We start from the raw sequence: 15,866 nt of genomic DNA, 5'->3' as shown, positions 1-15,866 counted from the left end.
TTTTATTGAGAGAGATTATACTATAACTGTTTTAAAAAAACTTATTTTTATCTAAAGAGTGTCTTTTAGGCATTTTGTAAGATTTGTTCCGCTAAAATCGAAAAAGAACTAGGAGGTGCAAATGGCAAAATTCATTATCTTTTTATCTCTTTTTGTATCGTTTGCAGCTGCTTCATACGTCGAAGAGTTGAAGTGGCCAAAGGGCGAAACCTTTCTAACCTTTTTAGAGAAAAACCATCTTCCATCCTCCATTTATTATACCCTCGATAAAGAAGAACAAGAGTTAGCAGCTGAGATTGTAGCAGGCGTAAAATATCAGGTTCTCAAAAGTGAAAACAATGCCTTAGAGCAAGTTTTAATTCCCATCGGGGAAGAGCTTCAAATGCACATTAAGACAATAGATGACAAATTTATCATGGAAATTACCCCCATCCTTTTGCAAGAAGAGAAACGCTCTTTAGCGATAGAGATTCAAAACTCACCGTATGTGGATATTCTCAATGCCACGAGCAGTTACGGTCTTGCCAATGAATTTGCCCAAACCTTTCGTGGCGAAGTGAACCTTCGAAACCTCCAAAAAGGCGATAAACTCGTACTTTTGTATCAACAAAAAAGGCGCCTTGGAAAGCTTTTTGGTTCCATCAAAATCGACGTTTCGATGGTTGAGACAGCAAAGAAAAAAAATTACATCTTCTTTTATAAAGAGAACTATTACGATCCCAAGGGTCAAGAACTCGATAGTTTCTTACTTTCAAATCCTGTGAATTACACGCGTGTCTCCTCTGTTTTTACCCAAAAACGATGGCATCCAATTTTGCAAAAATACCGTGCGCACTTAGGCATCGACTACGCGGCAAGCGTTGGAACACCTGTGAAGTCAGCTGGAAGTGGCAGAGTCTTGTTTGTCGGTCAAAAAGGTGGCTATGGCAATACGATCGAAGTGAGCCATGACAGCAGTTACAAAACACTCTATGCGCATCTTAATGGCTTTGCCAAAGGGATACGCAGTGGTCAAAAAGTCAAACAAGGTCAGGTCATCGCGTATGTCGGTAACACGGGGCTTAGCAGTGGACCGCATTTGCATTTTGGTTTGTACCGCAGTAATGTGGCTATTAATCCTGCAAGTGTCGTTAAAATCGCGAAAAGTGCGCTGGGTGGTAATGAACTTAAAGCCTTTATAAACTATACTGATGCGCTAAGAAAAAAAGTTGAGAGTGCCCAAGAGAGCAATGAACCTGTTTATAAAGAGGAAAATTTTAACCTTTCTTATCCTTTTGAACAAAAACAGAGTTAGTCTTTACATGTAAACAATATGCAACCGTTTTGCGATAGAATAAAAAGAAAAAGAGTGTGCCATGATACGATGTTTTTTTAGAAATAGTAATAAGCTTGAAGTGATCACAGATTTGAGCGAATTTGATGATAACGAGGATAAAAAGAGCAAAGTCGTATGGCTTGATATGTTATTGCCAACCAGTGAAGAGATCGTGTTTGTCGAGAAGATATTTGGTATCGATTTTCCAACGAAACAAGAGTCAGAAGAGATCGAGATCAGTTCGCGTTACTGGGAAGAGGACAAAAAGATTGAGATCAACAGTTTCTTCTTGATCGCCACCGAAGAGAGTGCGCACAACGAAACGGTTTCGTTCATTCTCCAAGGCAATCTTCTCATCTCCATTCGGTACAAAGAGCTCAAAACCTTTGAAGAATTTAGTAAGCGTTTTTACTATGCTCCTCGTGAATTTAAAAACGGTTACTACATCTTTTCACAGCTTTTAGACATCAGAATCGACGCGGATGCGGACATCATCGAAAAGCTTTCCAAAGACATCACACGTCTTCGCAAACACGTTTTTACCGACTACACGAATGATGATGAAGAGATGTTGGAAAAAATCTCCTCATTTGAAGATCTGAACATGAATATCCGTGAAAACTTGATGGATAAACAGCGCATTTTAACCTCATTTATCAAATCGAACAAATACGATGACAGCTCCCTTCGTGCCGATATTGTCATCATGCTTAAAGATATTAAGTCGTTGATTGATTACACCGAGTTTAACTTTGAGCGTCTGGATTACTTACAAAACATCTTCGTGGGCGTTTTGAACATTGAGCAAAATAAGGTCATCAAAATCTTTACGATTATGAACGTTATTTTCCTTCCACCAACGCTTATCGCGAGCATTTACGGTATGAACTTTAAGATTTTGCCTGAGCTTGATTGGCAGTTTGGGTATGCGTTTTCGCTTGTTCTGATGGTGCTTTCTGCGATTACCCCGATTGTGATTTTCAAGAAAAAAGGGTGGATTTAAGCGTATGAAACATACGATTGAGGTGCTTAAAATCGAGGAGTGCGTGCATTCAGACTACATCAAACCTAAAAGTATGTACTATTTGCACAACAGCGTTGAAAAGCGTTGGGACATCGTCGATACACACAACAGCGTCGCCATTTTGCTCTACCACAAAGATTTAGACTCGTTTGTCTTTGTCAAGCAGTTTCGCCCTTCCATCTATGTTAAAAACCATGACGGTTTTACATTTGAATTGTGTGCGGGCATCGTCGATAAAGACAAAAGCCTCATCGAAATCGCCAAAGAAGAGGTCTTGGAAGAGACAGGGTATGATGTGCCGCTTGACAAACTTCAAAAAATTTCCTCTTTTTACACCGCCGTTGGCTTTGCAGGTGGGAGACAAACGCTGTACTACGCTATTTTGGATGATACGATGAAGGTCAATGAAGGTGGTGGCATCGAAAATGAAAACATCGAAGTGATCTACCTCAAACGTGAAGAGACCGTTGAATTTATGTTTGATGAGAGCATCGCGACCACATCAGGCTTGATGTTCGCGCTGATGTGGTACTTTAAAACCTACGAAAAATAGTTTACATGTAAGGCTTAGTTTGCGCCTACTAAAATGCTTGAAGCTTTGATGATGGCATAAACAGTGTCGCCTTTTGCAAGGGAAAGCTCTTTTTTTGCATCTTCTGTCACGATAGCTGTTACGGTTAAACCACCAGCAGTAGCGATAATAACCTCACAATTAACGGCACCATCTTTGATCTCAGAAATAGTACCTTTGATTTTATTGCGAGCACTTACCGCAAGTGCGATGTCCGCTTTTGCGAGAAGAACACTTTGTGCTTTAAAGATACAAAGCGCTTCAGAACCAACTTTTAAACCAAGTGATACAACCGCACCATTGGTAATGACAGAAACGATTTTATCGCCACCTGCAGTCGCAACAACAACTTCACTGTTTACAGGACCATTTTTGATCTCAGACACTTTTCCAACGATTTGATTTCTTGCACTTATTTTCATAACACACTTCCTTGGGTTTGATCTATCAAGGTTTACCTTGATGGTTAATAAAATTATCTCACAGAGTGTTATGTAATGTCAATTGGCAACGGTGGTATTTTTTAGAGTATAGAATTCTCTTTAGCAGAGGCATTTTTCAAATTTTGAGCGCGTTTTTGGGCGATTTTATCAAACGAGATATACGAAGCAAAACACTTAAACGTCAGGTAATACAATGAGCCAAGAACCGCAATAATACACATCGTCACAAGAAAACTTGAAAAAACAGCCGATAAAAATATAGAATAAACCTCACTCATCGTAAACCTCCTCAAAGAATTAAGGAGAGTATATCGTAGTATTTATTAATACATAACGATAGAGTGGTTTATTTTTCACCATGCGAAAGTGAAATGCTTTACATGTAAAGAGTTAGATAATCTCCAACTGCTCTAAAATGTCTTTGGTAAGTTTGGAAAGAGGGCGCTTGCCCAAGTCTTCATCGCTGATGTAACCGCCAAAGATCAAACGCAGTAAATCTTCTTCATTTTTAAAGAGTGTTCCCTCGTAGTTTTGCATCAGCTCTTCGATGTAGCTTTCATTGTACATAACCGATTTTTGGATAAGTTCTAAGACGATGTCTTTGTGGTTTTTATAAATCTCTTCCAACGCAAAATCTTCGATGTTTTTTTGCGCTTTGGCATCGTTTGAGCCCAGTTTTAAATCAAACCCTTGTTCATCGTAATAAAACGAGCTGTCCTTTACATGTAAAGCAAAACGTGCCTTATCATCGAAACCTTCAATGTAAGGATGCACATGCGTCGTAAGCGAAAATTGCTTGCGTCCTTTTATGCTTGCATTACATGTAGGGCAACTGGGTATAAGATTGTAAAACGACAATGCCAAGATCGGATACATCACTTTATCGTAAAAATGATCAAATTGCGGACGTATTGAGCCGTTTTTGGAGCGAACCGTAAACGTATAATTTCGGTTGCAATAGGGGCAAACGGTGACGTTAAGAGATTGGGCTAAGGTATAGGCATCGTATGTATCATTATCTGTTTTAACGGTAAATTTTTTGTATTCATTTTTCATAAAATCAAATGAAGTGTCGCCTTTGTAGTGCATCGCAATTTCATGCAGTTTTTCAGGTTTTGCGGTGATGACTTCTTCAAGAGCATATTTACATGTAGGAAATTTTATTTTTGATTTTAACTCTTCATAATGCTCGTGTGCCAGCTCTTCCAAATGTGGCGTAGCAATTTTTATCATTTTCTATTTTCTAATTTTTTTAGTTTTTGATGAAGCTCTGAAATATCAGCTTTTAAGCGATCTATCTCGTCCATTTTGTAAAGCCTTTTGCTATCAAGCATTCTTTGAAGTTGTCGTTTAAGTATAGGTTCGCCAATAATTGAAATGATTTGTTCACAATATGCAAGAGAACTTTTACTGAGTTTGCCTTGTTTATTTAGAATTGTAATAGCTTTATTGATTTTCTCTTTCGCAAATTCGCCTATAAGCCCGTCTTTCATAAAAAAACCATGAGAGAGTAGGGTGTGGATATTAGCTCCAAAGGTTTCAATTTTTGTTTCTTTAGTGACATTTTTGGACCTACCATCCTTATCTTTTTCTAGGAAAATAACGTTTTCTTTAGGGATGTCGGAAAGCAAAAATGGGGAATGGCTTGCAAAAATAAAATGATAATTTTTTTCTAGTTTTTGAGTCAATGTGGATAATTCTTGAATATAGCTTTTTTGCCAATTTGGATGCAACGCTATTTCAGGTTCGTCAAATAAAAAGAGAAAATTGTCATTTTTTGATTTTTCCGAATGGTAATAAATATTAAGTAATTGTCCAAAAAGTGTTTTTTCACCATGACTTAAACTACTGTATTGTCTATTTTTCTCATCAAAAAAATCAAATTCAAAAAAATCGCTATATTTGTCAATATATATTTCTTTTTCTACGGAGTTTAACGTATCAATATCTCTTTTAGGGGCATGTAGTAAATCTTTATAACACTCAAAATATTTTTTAAAATCTTCTTCACTAAGTAACTCACTATCGCTTAACTGTTCTGTAATATCACTTTTTGATAAGTAAAAAGCAACTGTTTCCTCAGATTTTTCTAACAATTTCAATATTAAAAATTGATGATATATATCTGTTATTGAATGAAAAAAATCTGTTTGATGATGTACTTCTTTGCTCATATTTTCTATATAAACAAAATCTGATTCGTGTTTAGACATTGGGTAGAGTTTGTCATTTGAAATTAATTTTTCAAATTTTTTTTCAAAATCACATAGTTGTATTGATATTTGATTCGGTATATACATAAATGAGGATAATTTGAAATTTTTATTTTTCGAGTAATCATATATCAGCATTTTGGCTATTGAAATATCATCCAATAATATTTGGTTACTCATGTTTGATTTATCATTTGAGTAATGGTAATACTCTAAAATATTTTCAATTTTTTCACTCTCTTCAAATGAATTAGTATCGTGATTATCAATTGATTTAATTGCATAGATTGTATTTTTTATTTTAAAAGCTAGGCAAAAATTAAGAACATGATCGTAATCTACAATCAAATTTCTATTTTTATTATATTCAATACGAAATATTTCATTTAAGAACTCTAAAATACTACTCTTCCCAGCTCCATTTGCCCCAACAATCGCTGTGACATTAATATTTGTAGGGAAAATATTGACATGCTCTTTTGGTGTGATTTTTAGTTCACAATTATCTTTTAGTTTATTATTTTCATCATATTCAGGAAAAAACTCACATGTAAACCTAGGTGAAAAATTAAACCCTTGATTTTTAATGTTTTTATACTCTTCCACCCACAAATAAACCAGTTCCATACTCACTCCAAAGGTTTACATGTAAAGCTTTGAATCTTTACATGTAAAAAGGTTTTAGTCGATAAATCGTTTCGTCAAATCCCCATACGTTTCGATTCTGCGGTCTCGTAAAAACGGCCAGATGCGTCTGACGTGTTCGCCTCTTTCAAGATCGACTTCGACGATGAGTACTTCTTCTTTGTCATGGCTTGCGCGAACGATTATTTCGCCTTGTGGGCCTGCGACAAAGGAGTTGCCCCAGAAGCGGATGCCATCAAGTACACCGTGGTTGTCAGCTTCTTTGCCGATGCGGTTTACGCTGATGACAGGAAGTCCGTTTGCTACGGCGTGACCGCGTTGTATGGTCTCCCATGCGTCACATTGGCGCTTTTTTTCATCTTCGGCGTCTTCATCGAACCAACCGATGGCGGTGGGGTAGATGAGCATTTCAGCCCCTTTGAGCGCCATCAAACGTGCCGCTTCTGGGTACCATTGATCCCAACAGACGAGGAGACCTAATTTGCCGACACTGGTTTGAATGGGGTTGTAGCCCATGTCACCCGGAGTGAAGTAGAATTTTTCGTAAAAACCTGGGTCATCGGGGATGTGCATTTTTCGGTATTTTCCAGCGACTGTGCCATCTTTTTCAAAGACGACGGCGGTGTTGTGGTAGAGTCCGGCGGAGCGTTTTTCAAAGAGTGAAGTGACTAAAACGACGGTGTTGGCTTTGGCGATGCCTGACCAAAATGCGATGTCAGCTTCCCACGAAGAGGCAAGGTCAAAACAGTCAACATCTTCGTTGATGCAGAAGTAGCGGTCTTGGTGAAGCTCTTGCAGCACGACAAGCTCGGCGCCTTGTTTGGCGGCTTTTTCGATGAGCGAAACGGTTTTGGCGAGGGTTTTTTCTTTGGTACTTTCAACGGCGTGTTGGATGAGTCCGACTTTCATAAAATCCACCTATGTGCTTAATTTTGTTATTTTTATTATACATTAATAAGCTTTTAATCCGTTTTAACCTAATATCTTGATGGACATTATCAAAACCTGCGATAATGAACAAGGGGAGATAGCTTAATGATAACACTTTCAGAGATGAATGCTGGCGACAACGCTGTCGTTACGCATATAGAAGCCGATGGCGAACTCAAACAGAGACTTTTTTCATTGGGACTTCGCAGGGGAAGTCACCTCAAAATCAAAGCAACCAGTATCGCAAAAAGTACGATGGAGATCGAAGTGGGAAGTACGCTTTTAGCGCTTCGTTTTGAAGAAGCCAAGAGCATCGGAGTGCAAAGAGCATGAACGAACTCATCATCGCCCTTGTGGGGCAACCCAATGTGGGCAAAAGCATGCTCATCAACTCCATCGCCGATGCGCGCCTCAAAGTAGGCAACTTCTCAGGTGTGACGGTTGAAAAAGCGGAAGTGCGTTTTATGACGCAAAATCGCTCTATCAAAATCGTCGATCTTCCTGGAACTTACTCGCTCAATGACTACACACAAGACGAACGCGTTACGAAAGATTTTTTAGAAAATGAGCATTACGATCTTATCATCAACGTGGTCGATGCGACCAATTTGGAGCGCAATCTTTATCTGACCACGCAACTTTTAGAACTCGATAAAAAGATGATCGTGGCGCTCAATATGATGGACGAAGCCCACAAAGAGGGCATCTGCATCAACCATGAACAGCTCAGCTCCATTCTTGGTGTACCCTGTGTGAAGGTTTCGGCTGCTACGAAAAGAGGGATTGGGAAACTGCTGAATCGTGCGATTGATGTTTCGTTATTTCCGTTTGAAAAATCAAAACTGATTTACAGCGATGTGGTCGAAGAAGAGGTGGAAAAGCTTTCGTTCTTTTTAAAGCAAAAGCGGTATAAAACAGAGCTTGCGTATCGTGATTTGGTGCTCAAACTGTTACAAGAAAATCCAAAAATTTACCATAAAATGCACGATGAACCCATTTGGCTTGAATTCTCACCTTTGCTTAAAGAGGCGCTGGAACATCTTTACTTGCACCATGAGACGAAAGATGTGAGTGAAATTTTTGCGGAAGAGAGAGCTGCTTTTGCCAAAGGGGCGGTGACGGAAACGGTTACATGTAAAAAGAGTGTTTCTAAAAATGTTACTGAGAAAATTGATGCTCTTTTGATTCACCAATTCTTTGGGATTCCTATTTTTATCTTTTTGATGTGGGGGCTTTTCCAACTCACGTTTGAGCTCGGTTCCATTCCGATGGACTGGATCGATGCTTTTTTTGTGGCTCTTGGAAATTATGCCAAAACGATTTTTGGCGACGGAGAACTAGGCTCCATGATCGCCGATGGCGCCATTTCAGGCGTTGGTGCGGTGGTGATGTTTTTACCTAACATCGTCATACTCTTTTTTGGTATCGCGCTTTTGGAAACGACGGGCTATATGGCGCGCGTGGCGTTTTTACTCGATGGCTTTTTTCACCGTTTTGGTCTGCACGGTAAAAGTTTCATTCCGCTTGTGACGGGTTTTGGCTGTTCGGTGCCAGCATATATGAGTGCACGAACCCTTAAAAATGACAAAGATCGGCTCATCACACTTTTTATCATCGGGTTTATGAGTTGTGGGGCGAAGCTTCCTGTGTATGTGCTTTTTGCAGGTGCTTTTTTTGCAGGAAATAATGCGGGAAATGTGCTCTTTCTCATTTATATCGCAGGGGCATTTATCGGTTTGATCGCAGCTAAATTTTTAAAAGTGTTTGTGTTTAAAGGTGTGGACGAACCCTTTGTGATGGAAATGCCAAAGTATCGTTTGCCCTCCGTTAGACTTATCTGGCATACCGTGGTCACGAAGGCTGTCATGTACCTTAAAAAAGCAGGAACATTCATACTAGCGGCTTCACTGCTCATTTGGTTTGCGAGCAATTACCCAAAATACCCAACCATCGAAGAGAGTTATAATCAAAAAATCGAATTAGTCAGCAGCGATGAAGAGAAAGCAACGCTTGAAAATGCAAAAGCGCAACTCTTACTTGAAAAGAGTTTCTTAGGCATGCTTGGCAAATCAACCGATGTTCTGTTTCAACCCATCGGCTTTGACTGGAAAATGACGGTAGCACTCGAATCAGGTCTAGCGGCAAAAGAGGTCGTGGTCTCAACGCTGGGCGTTTTATACGCGCTTGGCTCGGACGTGGATGAGGGTAATGAAGGCTTGATCAGCGAGCTTCAAAAGCAGATCTCATTTGCCTCTTCGGTTTCGTTTATCATCTTTGTGATGTTTTATCTGCCCTGTATGGCAGCCTCGGTTGTTTTTATGAAAGAGAGTGGGAGTTACAAATACCTTGTCTATCTTTTCGTCTTTACGACCGTGATTGCGTGGGGATTGGCATTTGTTGGGTATCGGATAGCGCTACTGTTTTAAAAGGAGAGGGAATTAATCCATCTCTCCTTTGACTTGTTGCCTCATATCGTTGATTTCGGAGTCATCGTAAGGGTCAAGATGGGCGTTGATGACCCATTCACCCTCCGGTATCAGCGCTTTAATCTTCTCTTCGATCCGATCTCCTGCATGATGCGCTCGCATCAGTGAAATACCTGGGCTAAAAACCAAGTGAACGTCAACGAAGTTGGTATTGGCGGATTTTCGGGTTTTGAGGTAGTGAAAATCGCTGAGCTCTTTTTCTTCAAGAATGATGTTTTTAATGCTCTCCACAATCTCTTCATCCAGTGAGGCATCCAGCAAAATGTAAACGCCATCGCGAATGATCTCATACGCTGAATGGATAATGTAGATGGAGATAATCACACCCATAATGGAGTCGATCAGCTCAAATCCTGTGACTTGAATGAGCACCAAAGAGACCAAAATGGCGCCATTGCTGAGCACGTCTGTTTTGTAGTGCAGGGCGTCAGACTTTACGACCATACTGCGTGTTTTTTTGGCAACGTAATTGAGAAAAATGACCAAAGCAATGGTAAGACCTAGCGAAATGAGCATAACAAGGATAGACTCACTTAAGCGTTCGAGGGGTTCATGAAAGAGCGCTTTTTTGATGGCGCTGTAAAAGATAAAAAGACCCGAAACCGTAATGACCGTCCCTTCGATAACCGCGGCTAACGCTTCGATTTTGCCTTTGCCGTAGTTGAACTTTTTATTGGCAGGTTGCTCGGCTTTGGTGATGGCAAAATAGTTAAAGGCTGAGACAATTAAGTCTAAAACAGAGTCGATGGCAGAGGCTAAAACAGCGACAGAACCACTCAAAAGTCCAATAAATAGCTTGATAACGATAAGAATGGTAGCGGTAGCACTCGATACAATAGTCGCTTTTTTCTGCAAAGTCATTATGCGTCATCTCTCTCTTTGTAAATATTCATGGAAGCGCAATGCAAGCTTCCGTGTTCTCGAATCAGCACGGAGGATTCGATGCCAACGACCTCACGATCCGGAAAATAGCGCTCAAAAGTCGCTAAAACTTCTGCATCGCAGGCGTCTGAGTAGGTTGGAACCAGCACGGCGTTATTAATGAGCACAAAGTTCATGTAGGTTGCTGGGATGCGGTGATCGTTGAAGTATTTCGCTGAGGGAAGGGGGAGCGGAAGCAGATGAAAGTCTGTTTTTTGCAGCTCTTTTTCCATTTTACGAAGCTCTTTGTAGTGTTCATCTTTTTTGTCATAACACTTCACGTACGCGATGGTGTTTTTGTTAATAAAACGAGCCAACGTGTCGATGTGCGAGTCGGTGTCATCGCCCATGAGTGCGCCGTGTTCTAAGATAATGAGCTCTTTAAGCCCAAAAAGCTCCATCAGTGTTTTTTTGATCTTCTTTTTAGAAAGATGGGCGTTTCGGTTCTCTTCAAAAAGACAATATGCGGTTGAGAGCATCACGTCATGACCGTTGCTGTCGATGCTTCCGCCCTCCAATACAAAGTCCAAACTTTTGAGTTTGCCTTCCAAATAGCCTTCTTCAAAAAGTTGCTTCGTAATCGTGTTGTCTAAATTGGCTTCAAATTTATTGCCCCACGCGTTGAAAACAAAGTCATACGTACGGCGTTTATGATTTTTATAGATGTTGATGCCACCAAAATCGCGTATCCATGTGTCATTGGTGGGCATTTGGATGAGTTCGATGTTTTGTAAATTGGGCAGTGAAGTTGCCAGTGCTGTTTTGTCTTCACAAATGACCATGCACTTTTGAAAACGCGCAATCGTTGCGATAAAGGTCAAGTAGGTTTGATGAATCTCTTTAATGGAGTGTGCCCAGTCGCTCTCTTTTGGAGGGAAAACGACAACCAGTGCTTCTTGCTCTTCCCATTCGGCAGGTATTCGGATTTTCATTGTGTCACTCCCTGTAGCGTAGGTTTGAGCCAAATTATACCCAAAATGGCTTGTATCTCCTTTTTTTGGGAGAATGTAGGTAAAATAGTCTCCAAAAAGTTTTACATGTAAAGGATTTTTTTGCTTCAAAAACGAAAAGACACCAAAAGCATCAATCAGATTAATTTTATGGCGATTCTTTTTGCAGGCGTTTTTGCGTTTATCTCCGCGTGTTTGGTCATCGTCAATGAATACATCGATTTTCAAAAAGAGATCAAAATCATCGAAGAGAGTTACATTCAGACACAGCAAAACAGTGCAGAAGCCCAACTGCTTTTGCTTCATAACATCACGCAGTACCGTTTTTCTCAAAGCGAAGGGCTTTCCAAAGAGCAGATCTATCACAAACTCAAAGAAGATTTAAAAGCACTCATTCCTCCAAGCAATGGACAAAATTATCTTTTTTTAGAGCACAGCTCGGGGAAAATGCTCTACCGTAGCGCAGAATTGCCTGTGGAAGATGTGGGCAAAGACATCGTTGTTACGGAGCATTATGCGCCACTTGAGCTCATTTTGGGCAGTGGTGTCAGCACACATAACATCGAAAATGTACTGGCGGAAAAGAAGAAAGCGTACCAAGATAAGATCATTAATTTTGTGCTGAAAATCTACATGCTCACACTCTTTTTATACTTGGTGAGCACGGTGGAGTACCGTTATGTGAGTGACATTATGAAGCGTGAAATTCGTTTTATCGTCTACTCGTTTAAAAAAGCGTCTCAAAGTTATGAGTTTATCGATATGGAAAAGATCAAGTTTCAAGAGTTTCAAGAGATCGTCACCCATGCGAACGTGATGATCGAAGAGATTAAAGCCAAAAACAACGCACTTGTGGAGCTTAACAGCAACCTTGAGGGCATTGTCGAGCAAAAGACAGTGGAGCTTAAACGCTCAATTGATTTTACACAGGAGCTCCTTGAAAAACAAGATCGGTTCGTTAAAAACGCGATTCATGAGATCAATACGCCACTTTCGATCATTCTCATGAATATCGATCTGTACAATCTCAAATTTGAAACCAATCCTTATCTGCTCAAAATCGAAGCGGCGGTGAAGGTTCTGGATAACATCTATGAAGATTTGGCGTATGTCGTGAAAAAAGACAGAGTCGTGTACGAAAAAAGTATGATCAACTTTTCGACGTTTTTGACAGAGCGCGTGGATTACTTTGAAGATGTTGCTCAGGGCAATAAACTGCACATCAGCACGAACATCGCACCTGAGCTGTTTATACTCTTCAATGAGATCGAATTACAGCGCATTTGCGACAATAATCTCTCCAATGCGATCAAGTACAGTTACGAAAAACAACCTTTACATGTAAAGCTGTATGCGCATGAAAATGAGGTTGTGTTTGAGGTGGAAAATAGAGGCGAGAAGATCAAAGCGCCTGAGCAATTGTTCAATCGTTATTACAGAGAAGATGAGGCGCGTGGCGGGTTTGGTTTGGGGTTAAACATCGTTAAAGAAATTTGCGATGCGAATGATGTCATGATAGAGGTAGACTCGGATGAATCCAAAACCTGTTTTCGCTACCGTTTTGTGAGAGGATAACGATGAAAATTTTACTGCTAGAAGATGAGTTGATGTTACGAAGTTCCATTGAGGAGTATTTAGAAGCGTTGGGGCACAAAGTCATCGCTTTTGGTAACGGCGAAGAGGCGTATGAAGCGATCAAAAAAGATGCGTTTGATCTGTTACTTTTAGACATCAACATTCCTAAAATGAGTGGGCTCAGCCTGCTCAAAGCGCTCAATGAGATCGAACATGCGTTTCCGACCATTTTCATCAGTGCGAATGTGGACATCGATGACATCTCTCAAGCGTTTGAGTTAGGCGCTTCGGATTATCTCAAAAAGCCGTTTCATCTTAAAGAACTGGGGCTTCGCATCGACAAGATCAAAAAAGAATCCGCAATCAAAAACCTCAAACACATCATCTTAAACTCCAAATATGTCTTCTCCAAAGAGGAGCAGATGCTCTTTTACAATAACACTGTTCAGGTGCTTACAAAGAAACAGTTACAAATTGTGACACTACTTTCTGAGAATATGGGTGTGGTCGTTGACTTCGAGAAATTCCGCACCTATGTATGGAACGATGAACCCATCGATAATGCCTCTATTAGGGCTGAAATCAGTCGTTTTCGCAAGCTTCTTAAGGAAGATTTTATCATCAATCTTAAGGGTGTTGGGTACAAGATTGAGAAGTATTTTCCCGAGAAAAACCGCTAAAAGTTACTTATTTACTCACATTATTTATAAAAAATCTCTCTTTTATTCCAAAAATAAAAATGCTACGTTAATGCTATGTTACTTCTTTACAATGTCATCAGGCTACCACATCACAAAGAAGGAGCATTTATGAGTCAGAACATCTACGACAGAGTACAGGCCAACCCAAAATTCGCCGAACTCGTAAAAAAAAGAAGTAGTTTTGCATGGAAACTAGCGATCGTTATGCTGGTTGTGTACTACTCTTTCATCCTTGTAATTGCTTTTTCTCCTACGACCTTTGCAATTAAGCTTGGAGAAGGCGTTACGACCGTTGGTATCCCTGTGGGACTTGGTGTCATTATTATTGCGTTTGTGCTTACGGGTATATATACTCAAAGAGCAAACGGCGAATTTGATGAGCTAACCCGTCAAATCAAAGAAGAAGCAAGGAGCGAAAAATGAAATGGGGCTTACTCCTCTTAACCTTAAGCAATTTCGCTTTTGCAGCGGATGCTCAATTTAGCGGCAAGCGTGACTTAAACGTTTCAGCGATTATTATGTTTGTTCTCTTTGTTCTTGCAACCCTTGGTATTACTTACTGGGCGGCTAAAAGAACCAAAACGGCTAAAGATTTTTACACCGCAGGTGGAGGAATTACGGGTTTTCAAAACGGTCTTGCCATTGCAGGTGATTACATGTCTGCGGCATCCTTTTTAGGAATTTCGGGGCTTGTTTACCTCAAAGGGTTTGATGGTTTGATCTATTCTATCGGCTTCTTAGTCGGTTGGCCGATCATCCTTTTCTTGGTGGCAGAACAGCTTCGAAACTTAGGTAAATATACCTTTAGTGATGTTGCATCGTACCGATTACAACAAACACCGATTCGTGTTCTTGCCGCTCTTGGCTCATTGGCAACCGTAGCGCTTTATTTGATCGCTCAAATGGTTGGTGCGGGTCAACTTATTCAGATCTTATTTGGACTTGATTATGAGTACGCGGTCATTATGGTCGGTATTTTGATGATCTTATATGTTACGTTTGGTGGCATGTTGGCAACAACATGGGTTCAGATCATCAAAGCGGTTTTACTTCTCTCTGGTGCATCGTTCATGGCGATCATGATCATGTACAAAGTGGGCTTTAGCTTTGAAACACTTTTCTCCCAAGCGGTAGCGGCGAAGAAAACGATTGCGATTATGGCACCAGGTGGCTTAGTCAGTGACCCCATTTCAGCGATCAGCTTAGGCATTGCCTTGATGTTTGGAACCGCAGGTCTTCCACACATCTTGATGCGTTTCTTCACCGTGAGTGATGCTAAAGAGGCTCGAAAATCTGTCTTTTTTGCCACTGGATTTATAGGTTATTTTTATATTTTAACCTTCATCATAGGTTTTGGTGCTATCGTATTACTTACAAATGATCCAACCTATCTTGACCCAGTCAAAGGTGGCATCATCGGTGGTGGTAACATGTCAGCGATTCACACCGCACATGCGATTGGTGGAAATCTCTTCCTAGGATTTATCTCAGCGGTTGCTTTTGCAACGATTTTAGCGGTTGTTTCAGGTCTTACACTTGCAGGTGCAAGTGCGGTCAGTCATGATCTTTATGCAAACGTATTTGCCAGAGGTCGTGTGGATGAAATGACAGAGATGAGAGTTTCTAAATACTCTACAATCGCCCTTGGTATCGTAGCGATTATCTTAGGCATTGCGTTTGAAAAGCAGAACATTGCGTTCATGGTAGGTCTTGCATTTGCGATTGCAGCAAGTGCTAACTTCCCAATTCTCTTCCTCTCAATGTTTTGGAGAAAGCTTACAACAAGAGGTGCTGTGTATGGCGGTAGTTTAGGACTGTTTACAGCGATTGTGTTGGTAATTCTCAGTAAAGCGGTTTGGGTGGATGTTTTAGGCAATAAAACAGCGATCTACGCTTATGGAAACCCAGCACTTTTCTCAATGACAGTTGCTTTCTTTGGTATTTGGATTATCTCTTTGATGGATAACAGTGAAAGTGCCGCTAAAGAGATCGCAGCGTTTGATCATCAGTACATCAGAAGTCAAACAGGTATTGGAGCAGAGGGCTCTTCAAGTCACTAAACAGTATAAAAATTCAGCCTCTTGGGTAAAAC

16 protein-coding genes are annotated in these 15,866 nt (G+C 40.3%); 9 read left to right on the top strand and 7 right to left on the bottom strand.

Annotated features, from left to right (window positions below; translation table 11 throughout):
- The first annotated feature begins 121 nt into the window (after positions 1–121).
- The 3 genes from SHALO_RS09900 (at position 122) to SHALO_RS09890 (ending at position 2,892) form a co-directional block, all read left to right on the top strand.
- Positions 122–1,294, top strand: a complete 1,173-nt coding sequence (locus SHALO_RS09900; RefSeq protein WP_069478388.1) for a peptidoglycan DD-metalloendopeptidase family protein — start codon at positions 122–124, stop codon at positions 1,292–1,294.
- 61 nt (positions 1,295–1,355) lie between these two features.
- Complete coding sequence (gene corA / locus SHALO_RS09895; RefSeq protein ID WP_069478387.1) at positions 1,356–2,318, top strand: magnesium/cobalt transporter CorA; 963 nt, start codon at positions 1,356–1,358, stop codon at positions 2,316–2,318.
- A gap of 4 nt (positions 2,319–2,322) precedes the next feature.
- Complete coding sequence (locus tag SHALO_RS09890; protein ID WP_069478386.1) at positions 2,323–2,892, top strand: NUDIX domain-containing protein; 570 nt, start codon at positions 2,323–2,325, stop codon at positions 2,890–2,892.
- 14 nt (positions 2,893–2,906) lie between these two features.
- On the opposite strand, the gene SHALO_RS09885 is transcribed toward SHALO_RS09890, so the two are convergent.
- From SHALO_RS09885 to SHALO_RS09865, 5 genes are all read right to left on the bottom strand, one after another.
- Positions 2,907–3,332 carry a TOBE domain-containing protein gene (locus SHALO_RS09885; protein WP_069478385.1) on the bottom strand — a complete coding sequence of 142 codons (426 nt, stop codon included), beginning with the start codon at positions 3,330–3,332 and terminating at the stop codon, positions 2,907–2,909.
- 101 nt (positions 3,333–3,433) lie between these two features.
- Positions 3,434–3,631: a hypothetical protein gene (locus SHALO_RS09880; protein WP_069478384.1), complete on the bottom strand. Its 198-nt coding sequence runs from the start codon at positions 3,629–3,631 to the stop codon at positions 3,434–3,436.
- A 112-nt stretch (positions 3,632–3,743) separates the two neighbouring features.
- The gene (locus SHALO_RS09875) at positions 3,744–4,586 is read right to left on the bottom strand and encodes a hypothetical protein (protein WP_069478383.1); all 843 of its coding nucleotides are present in this window, start codon (positions 4,584–4,586) and stop codon (positions 3,744–3,746) included.
- Positions 4,583–6,193 carry an AAA family ATPase gene (locus SHALO_RS09870; protein WP_069478382.1) on the bottom strand — a complete coding sequence of 537 codons (1,611 nt, stop codon included), beginning with the start codon at positions 6,191–6,193 and terminating at the stop codon, positions 4,583–4,585. Before SHALO_RS09870 ends, SHALO_RS09875 begins: the two co-directional genes overlap by 4 nt.
- Positions 6,194–6,247: 54 nt before the next feature.
- Complete coding sequence (locus SHALO_RS09865) at positions 6,248–7,120, bottom strand: carbon-nitrogen hydrolase (protein ID WP_069478381.1); 873 nt, start codon at positions 7,118–7,120, stop codon at positions 6,248–6,250.
- Positions 7,121–7,246: 126 nt separating this feature from the next.
- Between SHALO_RS09865 and SHALO_RS09860 the strand changes: the two genes are divergently transcribed.
- Positions 7,247–7,474: a FeoA family protein gene (locus SHALO_RS09860; protein WP_069478380.1), complete on the top strand. Its 228-nt coding sequence runs from the start codon at positions 7,247–7,249 to the stop codon at positions 7,472–7,474.
- Entirely contained in the window at positions 7,471–9,567 is a 2,097-nt protein-coding gene (gene feoB / locus SHALO_RS09855; protein WP_069478379.1) for a ferrous iron transport protein B, read from the top strand. The genes SHALO_RS09860 and feoB overlap by 4 nt, the downstream gene beginning before the upstream one ends.
- 12 nt (positions 9,568–9,579) lie before the next feature.
- On the opposite strand, the gene SHALO_RS09850 is transcribed toward feoB, so the two are convergent.
- Together SHALO_RS09850 and SHALO_RS09845 are read right to left on the bottom strand one after the other, a co-directional pair.
- Positions 9,580–10,488: a cation diffusion facilitator family transporter gene (locus SHALO_RS09850; RefSeq protein ID WP_069478378.1), complete on the bottom strand. Its 909-nt coding sequence runs from the start codon at positions 10,486–10,488 to the stop codon at positions 9,580–9,582.
- Positions 10,488–11,480, bottom strand: a complete 993-nt coding sequence (locus SHALO_RS09845; protein ID WP_069479400.1) for an agmatine deiminase family protein — start codon at positions 11,478–11,480, stop codon at positions 10,488–10,490. Before SHALO_RS09845 ends, SHALO_RS09850 begins: the two co-directional genes overlap by 1 nt.
- A 120-nt stretch (positions 11,481–11,600) precedes the next feature.
- Between SHALO_RS09845 and SHALO_RS09840 the strand changes: the two genes are divergently transcribed.
- The 4 genes from SHALO_RS09840 to SHALO_RS09825 all read left to right on the top strand — a co-directional run bounded on the left by SHALO_RS09840 (position 11,601) and on the right by SHALO_RS09825 (position 15,834).
- Entirely contained in the window at positions 11,601–13,073 is a 1,473-nt protein-coding gene (locus SHALO_RS09840; protein ID WP_238585232.1) for a sensor histidine kinase, read from the top strand.
- Positions 13,074–13,075: 2 nt separating this feature from the next.
- Positions 13,076–13,753, top strand: coding sequence for a response regulator transcription factor (locus SHALO_RS09835; RefSeq protein ID WP_069478377.1), 678 nt, complete (start codon positions 13,076–13,078; stop codon positions 13,751–13,753).
- A gap of 129 nt (positions 13,754–13,882) precedes the next feature.
- Positions 13,883–14,197 carry a DUF485 domain-containing protein gene (locus SHALO_RS09830; RefSeq protein WP_069478376.1) on the top strand — a complete coding sequence of 105 codons (315 nt, stop codon included), beginning with the start codon at positions 13,883–13,885 and terminating at the stop codon, positions 14,195–14,197.
- A complete protein-coding gene (locus SHALO_RS09825) occupies positions 14,194–15,834 on the top strand; it encodes a cation acetate symporter (protein ID WP_069478375.1) in 1,641 nt (546 codons plus the stop codon). The genes SHALO_RS09830 and SHALO_RS09825 overlap by 4 nt, the downstream gene beginning before the upstream one ends.
- The last annotated feature ends 32 nt before the right edge of the window (positions 15,835–15,866 follow it).

This window comes from Sulfurospirillum halorespirans DSM 13726 (genome assembly GCF_001723605.1).
Classification (GTDB): Bacteria; Campylobacterota; Campylobacteria; order Campylobacterales; family Sulfurospirillaceae; genus Sulfurospirillum; species Sulfurospirillum halorespirans.
The sequence above is the reverse complement of the archived record's forward strand: the minus strand, read 5'-3'. Positions and strand labels throughout refer to the sequence as shown.

Coding starts and splice junctions, on each gene's coding strand:
- SHALO_RS09900 (WP_069478388.1), top strand. CDS start 122: ATGGCAAAATTCATTATCTTTTTATCTCTTTTTGTATCGTTTGCAGCT.
- corA (WP_069478387.1), top strand. CDS start 1,356: ATGATACGATGTTTTTTTAGAAATAGTAATAAGCTTGAAGTGATCACA.
- SHALO_RS09890 (WP_069478386.1), top strand. CDS start 2,323: ATGAAACATACGATTGAGGTGCTTAAAATCGAGGAGTGCGTGCATTCA.
- SHALO_RS09885 (WP_069478385.1), bottom strand. CDS start 3,332: ATGAAAATAAGTGCAAGAAATCAAATCGTTGGAAAAGTGTCTGAGATC.
- SHALO_RS09880 (WP_069478384.1), bottom strand. CDS start 3,631: ATGAGTGAGGTTTATTCTATATTTTTATCGGCTGTTTTTTCAAGTTTT.
- SHALO_RS09875 (WP_069478383.1), bottom strand. CDS start 4,586: ATGATAAAAATTGCTACGCCACATTTGGAAGAGCTGGCACACGAGCAT.
- SHALO_RS09870 (WP_069478382.1), bottom strand. CDS start 6,193: ATGGAACTGGTTTATTTGTGGGTGGAAGAGTATAAAAACATTAAAAAT.
- SHALO_RS09865 (WP_069478381.1), bottom strand. CDS start 7,120: ATGAAAGTCGGACTCATCCAACACGCCGTTGAAAGTACCAAAGAAAAA.
- SHALO_RS09860 (WP_069478380.1), top strand. CDS start 7,247: ATGATAACACTTTCAGAGATGAATGCTGGCGACAACGCTGTCGTTACG.
- feoB (WP_069478379.1), top strand. CDS start 7,471: ATGAACGAACTCATCATCGCCCTTGTGGGGCAACCCAATGTGGGCAAA.
- SHALO_RS09850 (WP_069478378.1), bottom strand. CDS start 10,488: ATGACTTTGCAGAAAAAAGCGACTATTGTATCGAGTGCTACCGCTACC.
- SHALO_RS09845 (WP_069479400.1), bottom strand. CDS start 11,480: ATGAAAATCCGAATACCTGCCGAATGGGAAGAGCAAGAAGCACTGGTT.
- SHALO_RS09835 (WP_069478377.1), top strand. CDS start 13,076: ATGAAAATTTTACTGCTAGAAGATGAGTTGATGTTACGAAGTTCCATT.
- SHALO_RS09830 (WP_069478376.1), top strand. CDS start 13,883: ATGAGTCAGAACATCTACGACAGAGTACAGGCCAACCCAAAATTCGCC.
- SHALO_RS09825 (WP_069478375.1), top strand. CDS start 14,194: ATGAAATGGGGCTTACTCCTCTTAACCTTAAGCAATTTCGCTTTTGCA.